Genomic DNA, 23,518 nt, shown 5'->3' on the forward strand with positions numbered 1-23,518 from the left:
TGCCCGTCTCGTTGATAAGAACTAACGCGAATCAGAGCAGCACCACGTCATATTGTTCCTGGGAATACATGGTTTCGACCTGGAAGCGAATGGTGCGCCCGATAAAACCCTCCAGCTCGGCTACGTTGCCGGATTCTTCATCCAGCAAACGGTCGACCACCTTCTGGTTAGCCAGGACTCTATAGCCCTCGGCCTGGTAGGCGCGTGCCTCCCGTAAGATTTCCCGGAAAATCTCGTAGCAAACCGTTTCCGGGGTCTTCAACTTTCCGCGCCCCTGGCAACTGCTGCACGGCTCGCACAGCACTTGCTCCAGGCTTTCGCGGGTGCGCTTGCGGGTCATCTGCACCAGGCCCAGCTCGGTGATGCCGATGATGTTGGTCTTGGCGTGATCGCGCTCCAGTTGCTTCTCCAGGGTACGCAGCACCTGGCGCTGGTGCTCTTCGTCTTCCATGTCGATGAAGTCGATGATGATGATCCCGCCCAGGTTGCGCAGGCGCAATTGGCGGGCGATCGCGGTGGCCGCTTCGAGGTTGGTCTTGAAGATGGTTTCTTCGAGATTGCGATGGCCCACAAAGGCACCGGTATTCACGTCGATAGTGCTCATGGCCTCCGCCGGGTCCACCACCAGGTAACCGCCGGACTTGAGCGGCACTTTGCGCTCAAGGGCTTTCTGGATTTCGTCTTCGACGCCATACAGGTCGAAAATCGGCCGCTCGCCCGGGTAATGCTCCAGGCGATCGGCGATTTCCGGCATCAGCTCGGCAACAAATTGCGTAGTGCGCTGGAAGGTTTCCCGCGAGTCGATGCGAATTTTCTCGATCTTCGGGCTGACCAGGTCGCGCAAGGTGCGCAGGGCCAGGCCGAGGTCTTCGTAGATCACGCTGGGGGCGCCAATGGTCTTGATCTGCGCTCCGATCTGGTCCCAGAGGCGGCGCAGGTAGCGGATGTCCATGAGGATTTCATCGGCACCGGCACCTTCTGCGGCAGTACGCAGGATAAAGCCGCCGGCCTCCTTGATACCTTCCAGCGCCACGCAGTCACTGACCACCTTTTTCAGGCGCTCGCGCTCGGCTTCATCTTCGATTTTCAGGGAAATACCGACGTGGGCCGTGCGCGGCATGTACACCAGGTAGCGCGAAGGAATCGACAGTTGCGTGGTCAGCCTTGCGCCCTTTGAGCCAATCGGATCCTTGGTGACTTGCACCACCAGGCTCTGCCCTTCGTGCACCAGGGCGCTGATGCTTTCGACCGCCGGGCCTTCGCGCAGGGAGATTTCCGAAGCATGGATAAACGCAGCGCGGTCCAGGCCGATGTCGACGAACGCCGCTTGCATCCCCGGTAACACACGCACGACCTTGCCTTTATAAATATTGCCGACGATCCCGCGCTTTTGGGTGCGCTCGACGTGCACTTCTTGCAGAACACCGTTCTCTACCACCGCCACGCGCGATTCCATCGGCGTGATATTGATCAGAATCTCTTCACTCATGGCTGGGTCTCGTTCAGGCGTTTTCACAATAGTGACCGATCGCTTAAGGCTTGGCGCTGGAATACGGCGTTTAGCGCACGGTAAGGTTTTGCCAACAGGGTATGCCGAATTGGCCCAGCAGTTCTGCGGTTTCGCAGACCGGCAGGCCAACGACGGCAGAGTAGCTGCCATTGAGTCCGGCGACGAACACCGCCGCCAAGCCTTGGATAGCATAGCCGCCCGCTTTGTCCTGGGGCTCGCCGCTGTGCCAATAAGTGGTGGCTTCGTCCGCTGAAATCCTGCGAAAGCGCACACGACTGCTGACCAGCCGCGTTTCGCAACGCTGGCCGTCAATCAGCGCAATGGCCGTCAACACTTCGTGTTCACGCTCGGAAAGGGCCAGCAACATGGCCAGGGCGTCGGCTTGATCCACGGGCTTACCGAGGATCCGGCCGTCGAGGATGACGGCTGTGTCCGCGCCCAGCACACAGGCGCCGGTGGCATCGGCCAAGGTCGCTCGACCGGCCGCAGCCTTGCCGCGCGCCAGGCGTTCTACGTAGGACGCGGGCGATTCATTTGTAAGGGGAGTTTCATCAATGGCGGCGCTGACGACGGTGAACGGCACGCCGATCTGTGTCAGCAGCTCACGCCGCCTCGGGGAGCCCGAGGCCAGATAAAGCGAATTCATGCAGACTCTCCCTGTAGGGTTCGATAACCAGGCAGAGCCTCGCGATCCATTCAATTGATTTTATAGCGACGACGCAATCCACGCAGGCCAAAACTGACCCAGGGCCACAACAGCGCGCTGACCAGCGCGGGCAACACCAGCGCCAGGGTCGGTTGGCGGTTGCCGGTCAAGGCGCTGAGCCACAGCTGTACCAACTGCGCCAGGCCGAAGATCACCAGGATCACCAGGCACTGTTGCCACATCGGGAACATCCGCAGGCGCTGCTGCAATGACAGCACCAGGAAGGTAATCAGGGTCAGGATCAACGCGTTCTGCCCGAGCAGGGTGCCGTAGAGCACATCCTCCATCAGCCCCAGGCACATGGCCGTGACCATCCCGACCTTGTGCGGCAGCGCCAGGGCCCAGAACGCCAGCAGCAAGGCGAGCCACAGCGGGCGCAGGATCTCCATGAATTGCGGCAGCGGCGAAACGCTGAGCAGCAAGCCGATGGCAAAGGTCAGCCAGACGATCCAGCCGTTACGCGAATGAGTACCGGCCATTATTCTTCCCTCTGCCGAGTGGTTGCCGGGGCCGCAGCCGGTGGTTTGGCGGCGGCGGGCGGTTTGGCAGCGGCAGGTGTTGCAGCCGCAGGCTTGGCCGGACGCGCGCTATGGGCCACAGGCTTGACCGGTGTCGCAACCGGCGCGGCTGGCGTTGCCGGAGCGGCTGCCGGGGCAGCAGGTGCCGCCGGTTTTGGCACGGTGGCCGGAATGATCGGCGCGGTGCCGTTTTGCTTGTCTTCCGCTTCCTGGGCCTGGGCGGCTTCGTTGGCACGCTCTTCCGGGGTGCGGTTGTCACTGAACACCAGCAACAGGTAACGGCTGCGGTTCAATGCGGCGGTCGGCACGGCGCGCACAATGGCGAACGGCTGGCCGGAATCGTGGATCACTTCCTTGACCGTCGCGACCGGGTAGCCTGCCGGGAACCGCTGACCCAGGCCGGAGCTGACCAGCAGGTCGCCTTCCTTGATGTCGGCGGTGTCTGCGACGTGACGCAACTCCAGGCGTTCCGGGTTACCGGTACCGCTGGCAATCGCCCGCAGGCCGTTGCGGTTGACTTGCACCGGAATGCTGTGGGTGGTGTCGGTCAGCAACAGCACGCGAGAGGTATAAGGCATCAACTCCACCACCTGGCCCATCAAGCCACGGGCATCGAGCACCGGTTGGCCAAGGACTACGCCGTCGCGCTCACCCTTGTTGATGATGATGCGATGGGTGAAGGGGTTCGGATCCATACCGATCAACTCGGCCACTTCGACCTTCTCATTGACCAGCGCAGAGGAATTGAGCAACTCGCGCAGCCGAACGTTCTGCTCGGTGAGGGCCGCGAGCTTTTGCATGCGCCCCTGCAGCAGCAGGTTTTCGGTCTTGAGTTTTTCGTTCTCCGCCACCAGTTCGGTGCGGCTGCCAAATTGACTGGCGACCCCCTGATAGAGACGCTGCGGCAGGTCAGTGATCCAGTACGTCTGCATCAGGACCAGCGACATCTGGCTACGCACTGGCTTGAGCAGTGTGAAGCGGGCATCGACCACCATCAGCGCAACCGATAGCACGACCAGCACCAACAGGCGCACGCCCAATGAGGGGCCTTTGGAAAAAAGCGGTTTAATAAGCCGCTCCTCCCAGGCAAATGTTTTCTTTATTCATACGGCATCAAACCGGCCTGGATGCAGATTGAAGAAGATAAACGCCAACAGGCAGCACTGCAAAGTGCTGCCTGTGAGCGAAACATGGGCAAACCAGCAAATTCTTATTCGCTGGAGAGCAGGTCCATGGTGTGTTTATCCATCATTTCCAGTGCACGGCCACCGCCGCGGGCGACGCAGGTCAACGGGTCTTCAGCGACGATCACTGGCAAACCGGTTTCCTGGGCCAGCAACTTGTCGAGGTCGCGCAGCAAGGCGCCACCACCGGTCAGTACCAGGCCACGCTCGGCGATATCGGAAGCCAGTTCCGGAGGCGATTGCTCCAGGGCGCTCTTCACCGCCTGAACGATGGTGGCCAGGGACTCTTGCAGAGCTTCCAGCACTTCATTGGAGTTCAGGGTGAAGGCACGTGGAACGCCTTCGGCCAGGTTGCGACCGCGAACATCGACTTCGCGAACTTCGCCGCCCGGGTAAGCGGTACCGATTTCCTGCTTGATGCGCTCGGCGGTGGATTCGCCGATCAGGCTGCCGTAGTTGCGACGCACGTAGGTGATGATCGCTTCGTCGAAGCGGTCGCCGCCAACCCGTACGGATTCGGCATACACCACACCATTGAGGGAGATCAGGGCGATTTCAGTGGTACCACCACCGATATCCACCACCATCGAACCGCGGGCTTCTTCAACCGGCAGGCCGGCACCGATCGCAGCGGCCATTGGCTCTTCAATCAGGAACACTTCACGGGCACCGGCGCCAAGGGCCGATTCACGGATGGCACGACGTTCCACCTGGGTGGACTTGCACGGAACGCAGATCAGCACACGAGGGCTGGGCTGCAGGAAACTGTTTTCGTGAACTTTGTTGATGAAGTACTGCAGCATCTTTTCGCAGACACTGAAGTCAGCAATCACGCCATCCTTCATCGGACGAATGGCAGCAATGTTGCCCGGTGTTCGGCCCAACATGCGCTTGGCCTCGGTGCCAACGGCAACGACACTTTTCTGATTACCATGGGTCCGAATGGCCACAACCGATGGCTCATTCAGGACGATACCGCGCTCGCGCACGTAAATAAGGGTGTTGGCAGTGCCCAGGTCGATGGAAAGATCGCTGGAAAACATGCCACGCAGTTTCTTGAACATGGGAAAGGGACCCTAGGCAACGCGTGGGTAAAAAAGTGCGGCAAACTCTAACAACGACAGGGATTTTGGGCAAGGCGCCAATGTGCTAAATTGGCCGACTTTCTGTGCACCAACCCCCACAATCGCGGCCATATGACCGTAGAAATGCGGTAGTGTTCCTACAATCTAACACACGGATAGCTTCCGTTCTGTTTTCCACTGGAGAATCCCATGGCGCTTGAACGCTCCGACGTGGAAAAAATCGCTCATTTGGCCTGCCTGGGCCTCAATGAAGCCGATCTTCCACAGACCACCGCAGCCCTGAACAGCATTCTCGGGCTGGTCGACCAAATGCAAGCCGTGAATACCGACGGCATCGAGCCCCTGGCTCACCCGCTGGAAGCCAGCCAGCGCCTGCGCGCCGACGTCGTGACCGAGCGCAATAATCGCGAGGCTTACCAGTCCATCGCGCCAGCGGTCGAAAACGGCCTGTACCTGGTTCCGAAAGTCATCGACTAAAGGGAAAGAGCCTGCAATGCATCAATTGACTCTGGCCGAGATCGCCCGCGGTCTCGCCGACAAAAAGTTTTCTTCCGAAGAGCTGACCACGACCCTGCTGGCGCGTATCGCCGAGCTGGACCCTAAGGTCAACAGCTTCATCAGCATCACCGAAGAGCTGGCCCTGAGCCAGGCCAAGGCCGCCGACACACGTCGCGCCAACGGTGAGAACGGCGCCCTGTTGGGTGCGCCGATTGCCCACAAGGACCTGTTCTGCACCCAGGGCATTCGCACCAGCTGCGGCTCGAAGATGCTCGACAATTTCAAGGCGCCCTACGACGCCACTGTGGTCGCCAAGCTGGCCGCTGCCGGGGCCGTGACCCTGGGCAAGACCAACATGGACGAATTCGCCATGGGCTCGGCCAACGAGTCGAGCCACTACGGCGCGGTGAAAAACCCGTGGAACCTCGAGCACGTGCCCGGCGGTTCGTCCGGTGGTTCGGCAGCCGCGGTTGCCGCTCGTCTGTTACCTGTCGCCACGGCCACCGACACTGGCGGCTCGATCCGCCAACCGGCCGCTTTCACCAACCTCACCGGTCTGAAACCGACCTACGGTCGCGTTTCCCGCTGGGGCATGATTGCCTACGCCTCCAGTCTCGACCAGGGCGGCCCCCTGGCACGCACCGCTGAAGACTGCGCAATTTTGTTACAAGGCATGGCAGGCTTCGATCCGCAGGACTCCACCAGCATTGATGAACCCGTGCCGGACTACAGCGCCAGCCTGAATACCTCGATCAAAGGCCTGCGCATCGGCGTGCCGAAAGAGTATTTCAGCGCCGGCCTCGACCCGCGCATCGCCGAACTGGTGCACAACAGCGTCAAGGAGCTGGAAAAGCTCGGCGCCGTGATCAAGGAAATCAGCCTGCCGAACAACCAGCACGCGATTCCGGCCTACTACGTGATCGCCCCGGCAGAAGCGTCCTCCAACCTGTCGCGGTTCGACGGCGTGCGCTTCGGCTACCGCTGCGAAAACCCGAAAGACCTCACCGACCTATACAAGCGCTCCCGTGGCGAAGGTTTCGGCGCGGAAGTACAACGCCGGATCATGGTCGGTGCCTACGCCCTGTCGGCCGGCTACTACGACGCGTACTACCTCAAGGCGCAAAAGATCCGTCGCCTGATCAAGAACGACTTCATGGCTGCCTTTAATGAAGTCGACGTGATCCTCGGCCCAACCACGCCGAACCCGGCCTGGAAGATCGGCGCCAAGACCGGCGACCCGATCGCCGAGTACCTGGAAGACCTGTACACCATCACCGCCAACCTCGCCGGTCTGCCGGGCTTGTCCATGCCTGCAGGTTTCGTCGATGGCTTGCCGGTGGGCGTGCAACTGCTCGCCCCGTATTTCCAGGAAGGCCGCCTGCTCAATGTGGCGCACCAGTACCAGTTGAACACTGACTGGCACACTCGCACCCCTACCGGCTTCTGAGGAGAACACTATGCAATGGGAAGTCGTGATCGGGCTGGAGATTCATACCCAGCTCGCCACCCAATCGAAGATTTTCTCCGGTAGCGCCACCACGTTCGGCGCAGAACCCAACACCCAGGCCAGCCTGGTAGACCTGGGCATGCCCGGCGTGCTGCCGGTGCTGAACCAGGAAGCGGTGCGCATGGCGGTGATGTTCGGCCTCGCCATCGATGCCGAGATCGGCCAGCACAACGTGTTCGCCCGCAAGAACTACTTCTACCCGGACCTGCCCAAGGGCTACCAGATCAGCCAGATGGAATTGCCGATCGTCGGCAAGGGCTACCTGGACATCCCGCTGGAAGACGGCACCATCAAACGTGTCGGCGTGACCCGTGCGCACCTGGAAGAAGATGCCGGCAAGAGCCTGCATGAAGAATTCAACGGCGCCACCGGCATCGACCTGAACCGCGCCGGCACCCCGCTGCTGGAGATCGTTTCCGAGCCGGACATGCGCAGCGCCAAGGAAGCCGTGGCCTACGTCAAGACGATCCACGCGCTGGTGCGTTACCTCGGGATCTGCGACGGCAACATGGCCGAAGGCTCCCTGCGTTGCGACTGCAACGTGTCGGTGCGGCCAAAAGGCCAGGCCGAGTACGGCACCCGCTGCGAGATCAAGAACGTCAACTCGTTCCGTTTCATCGAGAAGGCGATCAACACCGAAGTACGTCGCCAGATCGAGCTGATCGAAGACGGCGGCAAGGTGATCCAGCAGACCCGCCTGTACGACCCGAACAAAGACGAAACCCGCGCCATGCGCAGCAAGGAGGAAGCCAACGACTACCGTTACTTCCCCGATCCGGACCTGTTGCCGGTGGTCATCGAGGACTCGTTCCTGGCTGACGTGCGCGCCACGCTGCCGGAACTGCCACCGCAGAAACGCGAGCGTTTCCAGGCGCAGTTCGGTCTTTCGGTGTATGACGCAAGCGTGCTGGCGTCGAGCCGCGAGCAAGCCAACTACTTCGAAAAAGTCGTGAGCATTGCCGGCGACGCCAAACTGGCGGCCAACTGGGTGATGGTTGAGCTGGGCAGCCTGTTGAACAAACAGGGCCTGGAAATCGACGAAGCACCGGTGTCGGCAGAACAGTTGGGCGGCATGTTGCTGCGGATCAAGGACAACACCATCTCCGGCAAAATCGCCAAGACCGTGTTTGAAGCCATGGCCGCCGGCGAAGGCAACGCTGACGAGATCATCGAAAAGCGCGGCCTGAAGCAAGTCACCGACAGCGGCGCGATTTCGGCCGTGCTCGACGAGATGCTGGCAGCCAATGCCGAACAGGTTGAACAATACCGTGCGGCGGATGAAGCCAAGCGCGGCAAGATGTTCGGCTTCTTTGTCGGCCAGGCGATGAAAGCCTCCAAAGGCAAGGCCAACCCGCAACAGGTCAACGAACTGCTGAAAAGCAAACTCGAAGGCTAAACGCGGTGAAATGGTCGGAGCAGGACCTCACGTCCAACTCTGACCCCTTGTGGGAGCGGGCTTGTGTGGGAGCGGGCTTGCTCGCGAAAGCGGTGGATCAGTCAGCCTATTCGTTGCCTGACACACTGTATTCGCGAGCAAGCCCGCTCCCACCCAAGCCCGCTCCCACATCTGTAAGGGGGAAACCTTGAAAATGAAGCGTCTACTCGGCCTGTTGGCCCTGTTCTCTCTGCTCGCCGGCTGCGCCAGCGGCCTCATCGACCCCAACGGCTATGACGAAACCGGCTCCGCGTCCTACTACGGCGCCAAACACCACGGCAACCGCACTGCCAGCGGTGAACCGTTCAACCAGAATGCCCTGACCGCCGCCCATCGTCGCCTGCCCTTCGGCACGCAGGTGAAGGTCACCAATCTCGACAACAACAAAAGCGTCGTTGTCCGCATCAATGATCGCGGCCCGCATACCCGTGGGCGCCTGATCGACCTTTCACGCAAGGCCGCCGAACAGATCGGTATGATCGGCAGCGGCACCGCGCGCGTTCGCGTGCAAGCCCTCAGCAACTGACCGACGGAGCCCAGGCCATTTCCGCATTAACCGCCCTCTCGCCCTTTAGCCTGATCGAACTGATCAGCGGCCTGCTGCTGTTGATCTTCGGCGCAGAAGTATTAGTACGCGCCGCCGTGCGCCTGGCGGCCAGCCTCAAGGTGCGCCCGCTGATCATCGGCCTGAGCATCGTCGCCTTCGGCAGCAGCGCGCCGCAGATGGCGATCAGCTTGCAAGCGACCCTGGCGGACAACACCGACATCGCCGTGGGCAGTGTGATCGGCAGCAGCATCTTCAACACCCTCGTGACCCTTGGCCTGGCAGCCCTGATCATTCCGCTGCGGGTCTCCCGGCAACTGGTACGCCTGGATATCCCGATGATGATCATCGCCAGCCTGCTGGTGTTTGTGCTAGCCGCCAATGAAGAACTCACGCCGATCGATGGCCTGTTACTGCTGGTGGCCCTGGTGGCCTACCTCGGCGTGCTGCTCTACCAGACCCGCCACTCCCGCCGCCCGCGCACCCGGGACACTGTGGTGCAGGCGCCGTGGCTGAGCAGCGTGCTGCTGATGCTCGGTGGACTGTTGATCCTCGTACTGGCCGGGCACCTGCTGCTGGGCGCGGCGGTGGACGTGGCCTCTGACCTGGGCCTGTCGGAACGCATCATCGGTCTGACGCTGATTGGCGTCGGCACTTCCCTGCCCTGCCTGGCCACCTCGCTGATCGCCGCCCTGCGCGGCCAGCGGGAAATTGCCGTGGGCAACGTGATCGGCAGCAACCTGTTCAACCTGCTTGGGGTGCTGGGCTTTACCGCCCTGGTGGCGCCCTCGCCGTTGTCGGTGTCGCCCAATGCCCTGGATTTCGACCTGCCGGTAATGCTCGGCGTGGTCGCCCTGTGCCTGCCGGTGTTTTATTCGGGCTACCGCGTCACCCGGGCCGAAGGCCTGGTATTCCTGGGCCTGTACCTGGTGTACGGGCTGCACGTGGTGTCGTTCACCTTCGGCATGCCGCTGGCCAACAAGCTTGAACAACTGATGCTGTATTACGTCCTGCCAGCGCTGGTGGCTTTCCTGTTGTTCACCTCGCTGCAAGCCTGGCGCCGCCAACACAAGAGGGAATCGCAATGACCGAACAGAAAAAGCCCGGCGTTGAAATGCGCCGCCAGGTGATGGGTGATGTGTTTGTCGATCGGGCGCTGGGCAATGCCACGGAGTTCAGCCAGCCGCTGCAGGATTTCGTCAACGAGCATGCCTGGGGCAGCGTGTGGAATCGCGAAGGGTTGCCGCTGAAAACCCGCAGCCTGATCACCCTCGCCGCGTTGACCGCCCTCAAGTGCCCGCAGGAACTCAAGGGCCACGTGCGCGGCGCGCTGAACAACGGTTGCACCGTGGAGGAGATTCGCGAGGCGCTGCTGCATTGTGCGGTGTATGCCGGTGTGCCGGCGGCGATTGACGCCTTCCGCGCCGCGCAGGAAGTGATCGACAGCTACCAGAAAGACGCCTAGATCCAGCCACCCGCCTGCAACACGAAAATCCCGATATTCGTGGTCACCGCCGCCATCAGGGTGGTGATCACGATAATCGCGGCCGCCAGTTCATGATTGCCCTCCGCCGCCCGCGCCATCACAAAACTGGCCGCCGCCGTGGGCGCGCCGAAGTACAGGAACAGAATCCCCAACTCCGGCCCACGGAACCCCAGCAGCCACGCCCCCAGGGTCGCGATCACCGGCAGCCAGACCATCTTCATCAGGCTGGCGCTCAGGGCCATGTCGCCGCTTTTGCGCAGCGCCGCCAACGACAACGTGCCACCGATACAGATCAACGCCAATGGCAACGTCATGTCCGCCAGGTACTGCCCGGAGGATTCCAGCCAGCCAGGCAAGCCAATCTGGAAGTACGCGAAGGGCGCCGCCGCGATCACGCTGATGATCAACGGGTTGGCCAGCACGCTTTTGAAAATGCTCCACGGGTCGGACTTGATCACCGGGCTGTACACCGCCAGCACAATGGTCGACAGGGTGTTGTAGAACAGGATCACCAGCGCCGCGAGCACCGCGCCAAGGGAAATCCCGTAGTCGCCGTACATACTGGCGGCCAGGGCCAGGCCGATCACCCCGTTGTTACCGCGAAACGCGCCTTGGGCATAGATGCCGCGATCTTCCCGCGGGCACCGAAAGATCGCCCAGCCCCAGGCCAGGGCGAAGCTCAGCAGCGTGGCGACGGCGAAATAGATCAGCAGGCCGGGCTTGAGGGCTGAATGCAGGTCGGCATGGAGAATCCCGAGGAACAGCAACGCCGGCATGGTGACGTTGAACACCAGGGCCGAAGCGATGTGGATAAAGTTGTCGTTGATCCAGTTGATGCGCTTGAGCAGGACGCCCAGGAACAGCATGGCAAACACCGGCGCGGTGATGTTCAGGGTTTGTAGGAAGATTGCCAGCATGCCGGGGAGAACCTTGGGTGGGCGTCGGTAGGTGGCTAATGATAAGCCAGCATGGCCAGCTTCGTCTGGACTACCGCTTTCGCGAGCAAGCCCGCTCCCACATTTGACCGAGTTCTACCTTTGGAATGCAGTCAAATGTGGGAGCGGGCTTGCTCGCGAAGCAGGCGACTCGGTCTTAAGTAATCGGCGCGGGATTGAACAACGTAATGTCGTTATGCAGCTTGTGCTGCTCCGCCCATGTCTGCTTCTTGCCGCTGGCCACATCCAGGTAGAAGTGGAACAACTCCCAACCCAGCTCCTCAATCGTCGCCCGACCGGTGGCGATCCGCCCGGCGTCGATATCAATCAGGTCAGGCCAACGCTGCGCCAGCTCCGTCCGGGTAGAGACCTTCACCACCGGCGCCATCGCCAGCCCATAGGGCGTGCCACGCCCGGTGGTGAACACATGCAAATTCATCCCCGCCGCCAACTGCAACGTGCCGCACACAAAATCACTCGCCGGCGTGGCGCAAAAGATCAGGCCCTTGCGATTGAACCGCTCGCCCGGGCCAAGCACGCCATTGATCGCACTGCTGCCCGACTTGACGATCGACCCCAACGACTTCTCGACAATATTCGACAACCCACCCTTCTTGTTCCCGGGCGTAGTGTTGGCGCTGCGATCCGCCTCGCCCTTGGCCAGGTAGCGGTCGTACCAGTCCATTTCCCGCACCAGTTCCCGGGCCACGTCCTGGTTCTCGGCACGGGAAGTCAGCAGGTAGATCGCATCGCGGACTTCGGTCACTTCGGAAAACATCACCGTCGCGCCCGCCCGCAGCAGCAAATCCGAGGCATAACCCAGCGCCGGGTTGGCGGTAATCCCCGAGAACGCATCACTGCCGCCACACTGCATACCGAGGATCAACTCCGACGCCGGTACGGTTTCCCGCCGGCGCAGGTCGAGTTTCTTCAGGCGGGTTTCGGCCAGTTCCATGATCTGTTCGATCATTTCGGTAAAGCCGTGGCTGGAGTCCTGCAACCGATACAGCCATGGCTCGCTCAGGTCTACCGAGCTGTCGTTTTCATGCATCACCTGCCCGGCCTGCAACTTCTCGCAACCCAGGCTGATCACCAGGGCTTCACCGCCCAGGTTCGGATTGCGCGCCAGGTTACGCACGGTGCGGATCGGGATGTAGGCGTCGGTGGCCGTGATCGCCACGCCGCAGCCGTAGCTGTGGGTCAGCGCCACCACGTCATCGACGTTCGGGTACTTGGGCAGCAACTCGTCCTTGATGCGCTTCACCGCATGGTCCAGCACGCCCGTGACGCACTGCACCGTGGTGGTAATCCCGAGGATATTGCGTGTGCCCACGGTGCCGTCGGCATTGCGATAACCCTCGAAGGTAAAACCCTCCAGGGGCGCCTGGGCGTCGGGCACTTCGGTGGACAGCGGCAAGCTGTCCAGCGGCGGCGCCGTGGGCATGCGCAGTTGATCTTCCTGCACCCAACTGCCGCGGGGAATCGGGCGCAGGGCATAACCGATGGTCTGGCCGTAGCGAATGATGCGGCCGCCTTCGGGGATGTCTTCCAGCGTCACCTTGTGGCTTTGGGGAATGAAATCCACCGTCACCAGGCCGTCGGGAAACTCGGTCCCCGCCGGTACGCCCTGGTCGTTGACCACAATCACCACGTTATCCAGTGCGTGCAAACGGATGGAGCGTGGCGAATCGGCATGTTCAATCAACTGCATGACGCGGGCCCCTTCAGGAATGCGCTTGGGAAAGTTTAGTCAGCTCGGGGCCTTTGGCCGGCGGCTCCTTGAGCACTACACGCTTGATCGGGCCAACGATCACCACGTAACTGAACACAGCGACCAGCGCGTTGGCGCCAACGAACACCAGGGCCCACTTGAACGAGCCGGTGGTGCTGATGATGTAGCCGATCACAATCGGGGTGGTGATCGACGCGATGTTGCCGAACATGTTGAACAGACCACCGCTCAAACCGGCGATTTGCTTTGGCGAGGTGTCGGAGACTACCGCCCAACCCAGTGCGCCAACGCCTTTACCGAAGAAGGCCAGGGCCATGAAGCCCACCACCATCCATTCGATGTCTACGTAGTTGCAGGCCACGATACTGCAGGAAATCAGCAATCCACCAATGATCGGCGCCTTGCGGGCGAACGTCAGCGAATGGCCTTTGCGCAGCAGATAGTCGGAAATGATCCCGCCCAACACGCCACCGATAAAACCACAGACCGCAGGCAGGGAAGCAATAAAGCCGGCCTTGAGGATCGTCATGCCGCGCTCCTGGACCAGGTACACCGGGAACCAGGTCAGGAAGAAGTAGGTGATGCCGTTGATGCAGTACTGGCCCAGATACACGCCGAGCATCATGCGATTGGTCAGCAATTGACGAATGTAATCCCACTTCGGCCCGTCGACTTTCTTGCCTTTGCCCTTGTCCTGATCCATATCGACCATGCCGCCGTTCTGGGCGATGTGCTGCAGTTCGGCGTCGTTGATCATCGGGTGTTGGCGCGGGCTGTGGATAAGTTTCAGCCAGATCAACGAGAACAGAATGCCGATGCCGCCCATCACGATAAACACGTGCTGCCAGCCGAAGGTGTAGACGATCCAGCCCATCAACGGCGCGAACAACACAGTCGCGAAGTACTGCGCCGAGTTGAAGATCGCCGAGGCGGTGCCGCGTTCAGCCGTAGGAAACCACGCCGCCACGATGCGCGCATTTCCGGGGAAGGATGGCGCTTCAGCCAGGCCCACCAGGAAGCGCAACATGAACAGCGCAACGATGGCCGTGGAAACACCGAACTCACCGACATAGCCTTGCAGCACGGTGAACAGTGACCAGGTGAAGATGCTCAGGGCGTAGACTTTTTTCGAACCGAATCGGTCCAGCAGCCAGCCGCCGGGAATTTGCCCGGCCACGTAGGCCCAACCGAATGCGGAGAAGATATAGCCAAGGGTGACCGCGTCGATGCCGAGGTCTTTTTGCAGGCTGGAGCCGGCAATGGCGATGGTGGCCCGGTCGGCGTAGTTGATCGTGGTCACCAGGAACAGCATGAGCAGGATCAAATAGCGGACATGGGTCGGCTTGGTCGCTTGCATGAAGATGTACTCCCACTAATTATTTTTTTTGCGGGTAATCAAATTGTAAGCCTGTGGCGGGCACGGACCCGCCACAGGGTGCAGCCGTTACGAACCGATGTAGCTGGTTTTCACCACGGTGTAGAACTCTTGCGCATAGCGACCCTGCTCACGCGAACCGTAGGATGAACCCTTACGGCCGCCGAATGGAACGTGGTAATCCACACCGGCAGTCGGCAGATTGACCATCACCATCCCGGCCTGGGAATGACGCTTGAAGTGGTTGGCGTATTTCAGCGAGGTGGTGGCGATACCGGCCGAGAGGCCGAACTCGGTGTCGTTGGCCATCGCCAGCGCCGCCTCGTAATCCGCCACGCGCACCACGTTGGCCACCGGGCCGAAGATCTCTTCACGGCTGATGCGCATCGCGGCTTCGCTGTCGGCAAACAGCGTCGGCGCGAGGAAGTAGCCTTCGGTGTCGCAGGTCACCAGCTCACCGCCGCTGACCAGCCGGGCGCCTTCGCTCTGGCCGATGTCGATGTACTTCAAGTCCTGGTCCAGCTGGGCCTGGGAAACCACCGGGCCGATGTCGGTGCCGGTTTTCAGGGCGTGGCCGACCTTGATCGACTTCATCCGCTCGGCCATGGCCGCGACGAACTGGTCGTGAATCCCGGCGGTGACGATAAAGCGGCTGGACGCGGTGCAACGCTGGCCGGTGGAGTAGAACGCGCTCTGCACCGACAGCTCGACGGCTTGCTTGAGGTCGGCGTCGTCGAGAATGATCTGCGGGTTCTTGCCGCCCATTTCCAACTGCACCTTGGCCTGGCGCGACACGCAGCTGACGGCGATCTGACGACCCACGCCCACCGAGCCGGTGAAGCTGATGCCGTCGACTTTCGGGCTGTTGACCATGGCATCGCCGACCACACGGCCGCTGCCCATCACCAGGTTGAACACACCGGCAGGGAAGCCGGCGCGGGAGATGATTTCGGCCAGGGCCCAGGCGCAGCCCGGTACCAGTTCAGCCGGTTTGAGCACCACGCAGTTGCCGTAGGCCAGGGCCGGGGCGATCTTCCAGGCCGGGATGGCAATCGGGAAGTTCCACGGCGTGATCAGGCCAACCACGCCCAACGCCTCACGGGTCACTTCAACGTTGACGCCCGGACGCACCGACGGCAGGTAGTCGCCGGACAGGCGCAGGCATTCACCGGCGAAGAATTTGAAGATGTTACCGGCGCGGGTCACTTCGCCGATGGCTTCCGGCAGGGTCTTGCCCTCTTCCCGGGCCAGCAGGGTGCCGAGTTCTTCGCGACGGGCGAGGATTTCGGTACCGACTTTATCCAGCGAATCATGACGCGCCTGGATCCCGGAAGTGGACCACGCCGGAAAAGCAGCGCGCGCAGCGTCGATGGCCGCGTGGACCTGGGCGAGGTCAGCCTTGGCGTATTCGCCAATGACATCAGACAACTCCGACGGATTGATGTTGGCCGAGTAGTCGGCGCCGGCAACCCACTGGCCACCGATGTAGTTTTCAAAACGCTTGGCTTGGGACACGAATTCTCTCCTGACGCAAAAAGCCGCTGATTACTCAGCGGCCTTGGTGATGGGTTATTGCGCGCCTTGCTTGTCGATCAACGCGGCCAGGGCTTCGTATTCTTCCGGCAGCAGATCAGTCAGCGGCGTACGCACGGGGCCTGCGTCGTAACCGACGATTTTCGCCCCGGCCTTGACGATGCTCACCGCGTAACCGGCCTTGCGGTTACGGATGTCGAGGTACGGCAGGAAGAAGTCGTCGATGATCTTGCCGACGGTGGCGTGATCTTCCCGGGCAATGGCGTGGTAGAAATCCATCGCGGTTTTTGGAATGAAGTTGAACACCGCCGAGGAGTACACCGGCACGCCCAGGGCCTTGTAGGCAGCGGCGTAAACCTCTGCAGTCGGCAAGCCGCCCAGGTAGCTGAAACGGTCACCGAGGCGACGACGGATCGACACCATCAATTCAATGTCACCCAGGCCGTCCTTGTAACCGATCAGGTTCGGGCAGCGCTCGGCCAGGCGTTCCAGCAGCGGCGCGGTCAGGCGGCAGACGTTGCGGTTGTAGACCACTACACCGATCTTGACCGACTTGCACACCGCTTCAACGTGGGCGGCAACCCCGTCCTGGCTGGCTTCGGTCAGGTAGTGCGGCAGCAGCAACAGGCCTTTGGCGCCCAGACGCTCGGCTTCCTGGGCGTACTCGATAGCCTGGCGGGTGGCACCGCCGACGCCGGCAAGAATCGGCACGCTGGTGGCGCAGGTATCAACGGCGGTTTTCACTACTTGCGAATATTCGCTGGCCGCCAGGGAGAAAAACTCACCGGTGCCGCCAGCGGCGAACAAGGCGGTAGCGCCGTAAGGGGCCAGCCATTCCAGACGCTTGATGTAGCCCGCCTGGTGGAAATCACCCTGGGCATTGAAATCGGTCACCGGGAAAGACAGCAGACCGTGAGAGAGGATGGACTTCAGTTCTTGTGGATTCATTATTCGAACACCCTGGGCGAAGACTTTCTGTTGTGAGATTACGGATGGTTATCTTGATGTCGTACGTCATCGTACAACTATAAAAATATTCGTCAACTGCAATTCATCGCCGCCCTTCTCGATTGCTGCTTTCTTGACGTAGGAAGTTTTTCCTCTATGCTCGGGATAACTGTATATACGTACAGTTATTACGGAAGATTCCTACGACGTAGCAAGGAGCTAACATGTCAGATCTTGAACTCGCCACACCTGTGAAAACCCCACCAACCCTGCGTTTTGAAGGCGGCGAACACACCGCCATCGGCGACGACACCCTGTTGCGTTTCGTCAAGGACGCCCCGCCGATTCCCGCGCGGCAGGTCGAATTGCACCTGCCCAATGGCCTGGCCCTGAGCTACGGCCAGATCATCGCCCTGGGCGGTGATTTCTATGGCATCCCCGGGCGCCCCATCAACGAAGGCACATCGCCCGCTGATCGTGTGCAGCGCTTTACCGATGCATTCAACTCGCTGGCGGTATTGCCAGCATCACGGGAAGAAGCGGGCAAGATCCTGGCGGTGATGCAAAAGGAGATCAATGCGGTCAACCAGGCGATCAAGGACGGCAAGCAACCCCATGAAGCCTATGACGCGCTGGGTGACACCTTGTCCGAGGAATGGAACCACATCACCGGCGGCGGCAGTGCCGTCTCGGCGCTGATTCCACTGGGTCGCTACCTCAAACTGGCGGCAGACAATGCCGACCACTTTGGCGAATGGGCTTTGGCGGCCTATCTGGCGGGGCATACGGCAGCCTTGCAACAAGCCGTCGTGGCGTATCAGACCGGCACCGACCAGGCGCTGGAACTGGCCTATGCCATGAACAGCTTTGCTGATCACTTTTTGACCGATCTATTTTCCGCCGGGCACCTGCGGGTACCGCGCAAGCAACTGGCGGCGGTGGTGACACCGGGTGAACTGGGCTCGCTGATCAGCCGCTTCATGCACGATGAAGACAGCAAGTTCGGGCTCAATGTGCGCAACGCCCTGGGCGAGCAGTGGCATGCCTACGGTGATAAACGCTATTTCGACAGCAACGATGCGGCCAACCGCGCCATGGTCAAACGCGCCGTGCAGGCCTCGGCCGATGAGATCTTCGAAACGTTTATCAGCGGCATGGCGCCCTCCCCGGCCAACTTCAAGGCACCGCTGTATGTGCCGGACCTGAACGCCGCGCAGAACCCGGCGAACAACTTCTCACCGCTGTTCAAGGCTGAAGGCGACAAGGTGCTGCGACGCAAGGACGTCAACAACCTGAACGACAAGCAGTGGACCAATGACTGGTGGGGTTGGAGCACGTATCTGCTGCTCAAGGACTACAAGCCGAATCAGCCGGCCTGAAAGACGTGAGTTAAGCCTCGCGCACTAACCTGTGGCGAGGGAGCTTGCTCCCGTTGGGCTGCGAAGCAGCCCCGGCAAGAACACGGGGTTCTTTCAGACAGAACTCGGGGCAATGGATTTGGGGCCGCTGCGCGGCCCAACGGGAGCAAGCTCCCTCGCCACAATGAGCTTTCAAGCCACACGCTTACGTCCAGCCTGGAATCAACCGCGCTGCGCTTCCGCCTCTTCATGGGCATGGCGCAGCCGCTCACGGCTGTTGGTCAGGTGCAACCGCATGGCCGCCCGCGCCGCATCCGAATCCTGGCGCGCGATCGCCTCATAGATCTCTTCGTGTTCGCGGCTCAGGCGGCTCATGTAGTGCTGCTGGTCATCATGGGCCAGGCGTGCCGAGTTCAGCCGCGTGCGCGGAATGATGCTGGTGCCCAGGTGGGTCATGATGTCGGTGAAGTAGCGGTTGCCGGTGGACAGGGCAATCTGCAGGTGGAACTGGAAGTCCGACGCCACCGCATCACCGGCGTGGGCCGCGCTTTCGTTCAGCGCATCGAGGGCAGCACGCATGCCGGCCAATTGCTCGTCGCTACGGCGCTGGGCAGCAAGCCCGGCAGACTCCACTTCCAGGCTGATCCGCAGTTCAAGGATGGCCAGCACATCACGCAGGGTGACGACAGTGGCCGGATCAATCCGGAAACCGCTGGGGCTTGGCGTATCCAGCACAAAGGTACCGATGCCATGGCGGGTTTCTACCTGCCCGGCGGCCTGCAATCGCGAGATGGCTTCACGCACCACGGTGCGGCTGACCCCGTGGGCGTCCATGATCGCCGACTCGGTGGGCAGTTTGTCGCCACGTTTGAGTTGGCCGTCGCGGATCTGCTCGGACAACACCGTGACCAATTCCTGGGCAAGGCTGCGGCGCTTGCGGGGAAGACGAGGGGCGGCGCTGGAGTTTTCCATGATGAATCATCTATCTCGGCGATCTGAAGCACGCATGATAGCCCATGGCGGTTGTACGATCACCGTCCTGTCATGACTTTCATCTATAACCGCCGGGGTTTTCGCCAGGCAAAAAAATGCCCCGGCATCGCCGAGGCATTTTCAACGCTGGCCCGAGGGCCCGCGCCTTGTTACTTCACCACTTTCAGACTCGGCCGACCGCTTGGACGCGGTGGCTCGGAATCCGGCGGCGGCACATCATCTTCGCCTCCGAGCTCGATCGCTTCGTCATCCTCAAGGGAAGACTCCAGATCAAACACCATGCCCTGGCCATTTTCCCGGGCGTAGATCCCGAGGATGGCACCGATGGGCACGAACAGCGTATGCGGCACACCGCCGAAACGCCCTTCAAAGCTGACCGCTTCATTGTCCATGTGCAGGTGTCGCACGGCACTGGGTGAAACGTTCAGGACGATTTGTCCGTCACTGGCAAAACCTTGCGGTACCTGAACCGCGGGAAACTCGGAATTGACCAGCATGTGCGGGGTGCAATCGTTGTCCACTATCCACTCATAGAGCGCGCGGACCAGGTAAGGTCGACTGGAGTTCATCAACGGCTCCTTAAGCCTTAGCGCATATCGCGTTCGACACCAGACAGACTCGCCTGGAAAGCCTCACGCGCAAACTGGCGCTCCATGTAGTCAAGCAGCGGCTTGGCAGGCCGCGGCAGTTCTATGCCCAAAATCGGCAAGCGCCAGAGTATGGGTAATAGGCAGCAATCCACCAGACTTTGTTCCTCGCTGAGGAAAAAAGGTTTGTCGGCAAACAACGGCGAAACACCGGTCAGGCTCTCGCGCAATTCCTTGCGCGCCTGAACCCGGGCCGCTTCCTTGCTGCGTGAATCCAGAATCAGGTCCACCAGGCCACACCAGTCACGCTGGATCCGATGGATCAGCAGGCGGCTGTTGGCACGCGCCACCGGATACACCGGCAGCAACGGTGGATGGGGATAACGCTCATCCAGGTATTCCATCACCACGGTTGACTCCCACAACGCCAGGTCACGATCGACCAGGGTGGGCAAGCTGCCGTAAGGGTTCACTTCGATCAGTTTCGGCGGGTGACGTCCCACCTCCACACTGATGATCTCTGCGCTGACACCCTTCTCTGCGAGCACGATGCGTACTCGGTGGGAATAGTGGTCGGCGGGGTCGGAGTAACAGGCCAACCGATTGGTCACGCCCATGGCGGTCCTCCTCGCTTGTTGAAATTATCGGAAGCTCAAAAACGAGCGCGCCCAGTGAGCATCTCCGTGATGCCTGGATAAACCAGACTTACCTTCAGAGATGCCGCTGGGCGCGCAAGATTAACAGCAATTACTTACGGTTGGATCAATGCACATCCTTCCAGTATTCGCGTTTCAGCAGATAGGCGAACACGAAGAAGAAGGCCAGGTACAGCAACACATAGGTACCAATGCGCTGATGCTGCAGCTTCACTGGGTTGGCCGAGTAGGCCAGGAAGGTCACCAGATTCTTGACCTTCTCGTCGAACTGCTCTTCGTTCAGCGTGCCGGTCTTCGGCACTATGGTCAGCTGATCGCACGCTTCATGAGTCAGAGGCGTACCGGTGAGCGGATCATACTGCTTCTTGCCGTCTTCGACGATTTGTACTTGCTTGCATCCTACCACTTGGCGACCTTGCAGGCCGACCAGAACGTTAGGCATACCGACGTTCGGGAACACTTTGTTGTTCACGCCGTAGGGACGCGTCGGGTCTTCATAGAAGGATTTCAGGTAGCCATAGAGCCAATCGGTGCCACGCACACGGGCCACCAGGGTCAGGTCGGGCGGTGCAGCCCCGAACCAGGTCTTGGCGTCGGCCGGTTGCATGCCGATGGTCATGTGGTCGCCGATCTTCGCCCCGGTGAACACCGAGTGGCTCAGCATCACGTCATGGGGAATGCCCAGGTCGTCGGCCACTCGCTCGTAACGCTGGAACTTGGCGCTGTGGCAGCCCATGCAGTAGTTGGTGAACGTACGCAGCCCGTCCTGCATTGCGGCTTTGTCCGACACGTCGATGTCGACTTTTTCCAGCTCTGGGCCGTGTTCAGCGGCGAAAGACAGCAGCGGCAGGGCCGCAAGAATGAATGCAACGAATAATTTTTTCATCAGCCAGTCACCCTTTCCGGTACCGGTTTGGTCTTCTCGAGCCGGGTATAGAGCGGCATCAGAATGAAGTAGGCGAAGTACAGGAAGGTGCAGACCTGCGACAGCAACGTACGCTCCGGGGTCGGCGCCAATACGCCCAGCACACCCAGGATCACGAACGCAATGCAGAACACCCACAGCCAGATCTTGCTCAGCCAGCCCTTGTAGCGCATGGACTTGACCGGGCTACGGTCGAGCCACGGCAGCACGAACAGCACCGCAATCGCTGCGCCCATGGCGATAACGCCCATGAGTTTGTCGGGAATCGCCCGCAAGATCGCGTAGAACGGAGTGAAGTACCAGACCGGGGCAATGTGTTCCGGGGTCTTGAAGGCGTTCGCCTGTTCGAAGTTCGGTTTCTCGAGGAAATAACCGCCCATCTCCGGGAAAAAGAACACGATCGAGCAGAAGATGAACAGGAACACCACCACACCGACGATATCTTTCACGGTGTAGTACGGGTGGAACGGAATGCCGTCCAGTGGTACGCCGTTTTCGTCCTTGTGCTTCTTGATATCCACGCCGTCGGGGTTGTTCGAACCCACTTCGTGCAACGCCAGGATGTGCAGCACTACCAGGCCCAGGATCACGATCGGCAAGGCCACCACGTGCAAGGCGAAGAAGCGGTTCAGGGTGATCCCGGAGATCAGGTAGTCACCGCGAATCCACTGGGTCAGGTCGTTGCCGATGACCGGGATCGCACCGAACAGCGAGATGATCACCTGGGCGCCCCAATAGGACATCTGGCCCCACGGCAGCAGGTAGCCCATGAAGGCCTCGGCCATCAGCGCCAGGTAGATCAGCATGCCGAACACCCACACCAGCTCGCGAGGCTTCTGGTACGAGCCGTAGAGCAGGCCACGGAACATGTGCATGTAGACGACGATGAAGAACGCCGAGGCGCCGGTGGAGTGCAGCAGACGCAGGATCGAGCCGTACTCGACGTCGCGCATGATGTATTCGACGGAGGCGAAGGCTTCTTCGGCCGACGGCGTGTAGCTCATCGTCAGCCAGACACCGGTAACGATCTGATTGACCAGTACCAGAAGTGCCAGGGAGCCAAAGAAATAGAAGAAGTTGAAATTCTTCGGTGCGTAGTACTTGCTGAGGTGGTCTTCCCACATCTTGGTCGCGGGGAAGCGCGCATCCACCCAATCCATGAACTTGCTCATCAGGCTTTCTCCCCCTCGTCGACGCCAATGACAATGACACTGTCAGTCTCGTAGTGATGTGGCGGAACTGGCAGGTTCAGTGGTGCAGGTTGTGACTTGTAGACGCGGCCAGCGAGGTCGTAGTGAGAACCGTGGCACGGGCAGAAATAGCCCCCGACCCAGTCCTTGCCCAGGTCCGCAGGCGCCACTTCCGGGCGGAAGGTGGGAGAGCAACCCAAGTGGGTGCAGATACCGATCAGCAGCAGAATTTCCGGCTTGATCGAGCGAATTTCCTTATCGACGTAAGCGGGTTGGTCGGAATTCTTCGAGTCGGGGTCGGACAGCTGGCCCTCGATCTTCTTCAGATTTCCCAGGATTTCCTCGGTACGACGAACGATGAACACTGGCTGACCGCGCCATTCAGCAATCATTTGCTGGCCTGGATCGATCTTGCTGACATTCACCTTCACCGGTGCACCTGCGGCTTTCGCCTTGGCACTGGGAAACCATGACCCCACGAACGGGACCGCAGCCCCCACCGCTCCTGCAGCACCCACCACGGATGTGGCTGCTACCAAGAAGCGACGCCGGCCTGCATTCACGCCGTCATTGCTCATTCAGTCCTCTCCCATCAGCTTTGTGGCCTGTTAAATCAGGCGTCTACTAAGTGTTAAATCTGAACTTATAAAAATTTTGCCGAATGGTAATGAAAAGCCCCACGTCTGACAAGGTAATTACCCCCGGCACTGGCTCCAAGCCTTTGAGTATAGGGGCTCTACGGATGTGGCAAGTTGTCACACAGATTTTTTTACATAAATAGCAGGCAATAAAAAACGCCCAGCTCCGTGAGGA

General features: G+C 60.5%; 23 protein-coding genes. 7 read left to right on the top strand and 16 right to left on the bottom strand.

The genetic code is table 11. The annotated features are described in order from the left end of the window. Positions 1–31: 31 nt before the first annotated feature. The 5 genes from rng to mreB form a co-directional block, all read right to left on the bottom strand. On the bottom strand, positions 32–1,489 hold the full coding sequence (rng, locus tag HX821_RS18980) for a ribonuclease G (RefSeq protein ID WP_003216085.1): 1,458 nt from the start codon (positions 1,487–1,489) through the stop codon (positions 32–34). A gap of 70 nt (positions 1,490–1,559) precedes the next feature. Next, positions 1,560–2,156 carry a nucleoside triphosphate pyrophosphatase gene (locus HX821_RS18985; protein WP_087692871.1) on the bottom strand — a complete coding sequence of 199 codons (597 nt, stop codon included), beginning with the start codon at positions 2,154–2,156 and terminating at the stop codon, positions 1,560–1,562. Positions 2,157–2,206: 50 nt separating this feature from the next. Then, positions 2,207–2,695, bottom strand: a complete 489-nt coding sequence (gene mreD, locus HX821_RS18990; protein WP_003216081.1) for a rod shape-determining protein MreD — start codon at positions 2,693–2,695, stop codon at positions 2,207–2,209. Continuing rightward, complete coding sequence (mreC, locus tag HX821_RS18995) at positions 2,695–3,804, bottom strand: rod shape-determining protein MreC (RefSeq protein WP_080673268.1); 1,110 nt, start codon at positions 3,802–3,804, stop codon at positions 2,695–2,697. The genes mreD and mreC overlap by 1 nt, the downstream gene beginning before the upstream one ends. Before the next feature lie 140 nt (positions 3,805–3,944). Continuing rightward, positions 3,945–4,982 (bottom strand): rod shape-determining protein MreB, encoded by a 1,038-nt coding sequence (gene mreB / locus HX821_RS19000; protein ID WP_002555108.1) that lies wholly within the window; start codon positions 4,980–4,982, stop codon positions 3,945–3,947. A gap of 210 nt (positions 4,983–5,192) precedes the next feature. Between mreB and gatC the strand changes: the two genes are divergently transcribed. The 6 genes from gatC (at position 5,193) to HX821_RS19030 (ending at position 10,452) form a co-directional block, all read left to right on the top strand. After that, positions 5,193–5,480, top strand: coding sequence for an Asp-tRNA(Asn)/Glu-tRNA(Gln) amidotransferase subunit GatC (gene gatC / locus HX821_RS19005; RefSeq protein WP_003216077.1), 288 nt, complete (start codon positions 5,193–5,195; stop codon positions 5,478–5,480). Positions 5,481–5,496: 16 nt separating this feature from the next. Next, positions 5,497–6,948 (top strand): Asp-tRNA(Asn)/Glu-tRNA(Gln) amidotransferase subunit GatA, encoded by a 1,452-nt coding sequence (gene gatA, locus HX821_RS19010; RefSeq protein ID WP_177036221.1) that lies wholly within the window; start codon positions 5,497–5,499, stop codon positions 6,946–6,948. Positions 6,949–6,958: 10 nt separating this feature from the next. Next, on the top strand, positions 6,959–8,404 hold the full coding sequence (gene gatB / locus HX821_RS19015; protein ID WP_003216073.1) for an Asp-tRNA(Asn)/Glu-tRNA(Gln) amidotransferase subunit GatB: 1,446 nt from the start codon (positions 6,959–6,961) through the stop codon (positions 8,402–8,404). 193 nt (positions 8,405–8,597) lie between these two features. Beyond that, positions 8,598–8,969: a septal ring lytic transglycosylase RlpA family protein gene (locus HX821_RS19020; RefSeq protein ID WP_003216071.1), complete on the top strand. Its 372-nt coding sequence runs from the start codon at positions 8,598–8,600 to the stop codon at positions 8,967–8,969. Between the two features lie 59 nt (positions 8,970–9,028). Continuing rightward, positions 9,029–10,075 carry a calcium/sodium antiporter gene (locus HX821_RS19025; protein ID WP_032899620.1) on the top strand — a complete coding sequence of 349 codons (1,047 nt, stop codon included), beginning with the start codon at positions 9,029–9,031 and terminating at the stop codon, positions 10,073–10,075. Next, complete coding sequence (locus HX821_RS19030) at positions 10,072–10,452, top strand: carboxymuconolactone decarboxylase family protein (RefSeq protein WP_003216068.1); 381 nt, start codon at positions 10,072–10,074, stop codon at positions 10,450–10,452. Before HX821_RS19025 ends, HX821_RS19030 begins: the two co-directional genes overlap by 4 nt. Here the strand turns inward: HX821_RS19030 and HX821_RS19035 are convergent. The 5 genes from HX821_RS19035 to kdgD form a co-directional block, all read right to left on the bottom strand. After that, positions 10,449–11,390: an AEC family transporter gene (locus HX821_RS19035; RefSeq protein ID WP_003216066.1), complete on the bottom strand. Its 942-nt coding sequence runs from the start codon at positions 11,388–11,390 to the stop codon at positions 10,449–10,451. The two genes, HX821_RS19030 and HX821_RS19035, sit on opposite strands and share 4 nt — an antisense overlap. Positions 11,391–11,565: 175 nt before the next feature. Then, on the bottom strand, positions 11,566–13,119 hold the full coding sequence (gene garD, locus HX821_RS19040; RefSeq protein WP_008437248.1) for a galactarate dehydratase: 1,554 nt from the start codon (positions 13,117–13,119) through the stop codon (positions 11,566–11,568). A 13-nt stretch (positions 13,120–13,132) separates the two neighbouring features. Continuing rightward, a complete protein-coding gene (locus tag HX821_RS19045) occupies positions 13,133–14,497 on the bottom strand; it encodes an MFS transporter (RefSeq protein ID WP_003216062.1) in 1,365 nt (454 codons plus the stop codon). 87 nt (positions 14,498–14,584) lie between these two features. Continuing rightward, a complete protein-coding gene (locus tag HX821_RS19050) occupies positions 14,585–16,030 on the bottom strand; it encodes an aldehyde dehydrogenase family protein (protein WP_003216060.1) in 1,446 nt (481 codons plus the stop codon). Positions 16,031–16,084: 54 nt separating this feature from the next. Next, the gene (gene kdgD / locus HX821_RS19055; RefSeq protein WP_003216058.1) at positions 16,085–16,996 is read right to left on the bottom strand and encodes a 5-dehydro-4-deoxyglucarate dehydratase; all 912 of its coding nucleotides are present in this window, start codon (positions 16,994–16,996) and stop codon (positions 16,085–16,087) included. A gap of 224 nt (positions 16,997–17,220) precedes the next feature. Here kdgD and HX821_RS19060 point away from each other — a divergent pair, with 224 nt between their 5' ends. Beyond that, positions 17,221–18,375 carry a phospholipase gene (locus tag HX821_RS19060; protein WP_177036222.1) on the top strand — a complete coding sequence of 385 codons (1,155 nt, stop codon included), beginning with the start codon at positions 17,221–17,223 and terminating at the stop codon, positions 18,373–18,375. Positions 18,376–18,576: 201 nt separating this feature from the next. On the opposite strand, the gene HX821_RS19065 is transcribed toward HX821_RS19060, so the two are convergent. The 6 genes from HX821_RS19065 to petA all read right to left on the bottom strand — a co-directional run bounded on the left by HX821_RS19065 (position 18,577) and on the right by petA (position 23,283). Next, positions 18,577–19,326, bottom strand: coding sequence for a FadR/GntR family transcriptional regulator (locus HX821_RS19065; RefSeq protein WP_008437251.1), 750 nt, complete (start codon positions 19,324–19,326; stop codon positions 18,577–18,579). A 170-nt stretch (positions 19,327–19,496) separates the two neighbouring features. After that, positions 19,497–19,916 (bottom strand): ClpXP protease specificity-enhancing factor, encoded by a 420-nt coding sequence (locus HX821_RS19070; protein ID WP_177036223.1) that lies wholly within the window; start codon positions 19,914–19,916, stop codon positions 19,497–19,499. A gap of 17 nt (positions 19,917–19,933) precedes the next feature. Beyond that, complete coding sequence (locus HX821_RS19075) at positions 19,934–20,551, bottom strand: glutathione S-transferase N-terminal domain-containing protein (protein ID WP_003216049.1); 618 nt, start codon at positions 20,549–20,551, stop codon at positions 19,934–19,936. A 145-nt stretch (positions 20,552–20,696) separates the two neighbouring features. Continuing rightward, the gene (locus tag HX821_RS19080) at positions 20,697–21,476 is read right to left on the bottom strand and encodes a cytochrome c1 (protein ID WP_003216044.1); all 780 of its coding nucleotides are present in this window, start codon (positions 21,474–21,476) and stop codon (positions 20,697–20,699) included. Then, positions 21,476–22,687 (bottom strand): cytochrome bc complex cytochrome b subunit, encoded by a 1,212-nt coding sequence (locus HX821_RS19085; protein ID WP_177036224.1) that lies wholly within the window; start codon positions 22,685–22,687, stop codon positions 21,476–21,478. The genes HX821_RS19080 and HX821_RS19085 overlap by 1 nt, the downstream gene beginning before the upstream one ends. Next, positions 22,687–23,283: a ubiquinol-cytochrome c reductase iron-sulfur subunit gene (petA, locus tag HX821_RS19090; RefSeq protein WP_003216040.1), complete on the bottom strand. Its 597-nt coding sequence runs from the start codon at positions 23,281–23,283 to the stop codon at positions 22,687–22,689. Before petA ends, HX821_RS19085 begins: the two co-directional genes overlap by 1 nt. Between the last annotated feature and the right edge of the window lie 235 nt (positions 23,284–23,518).

This window comes from Pseudomonas sp. B6001 (assembly GCF_013386015.1).
GTDB lineage: Bacteria > Pseudomonadota > Gammaproteobacteria > Pseudomonadales > Pseudomonadaceae > Aquipseudomonas.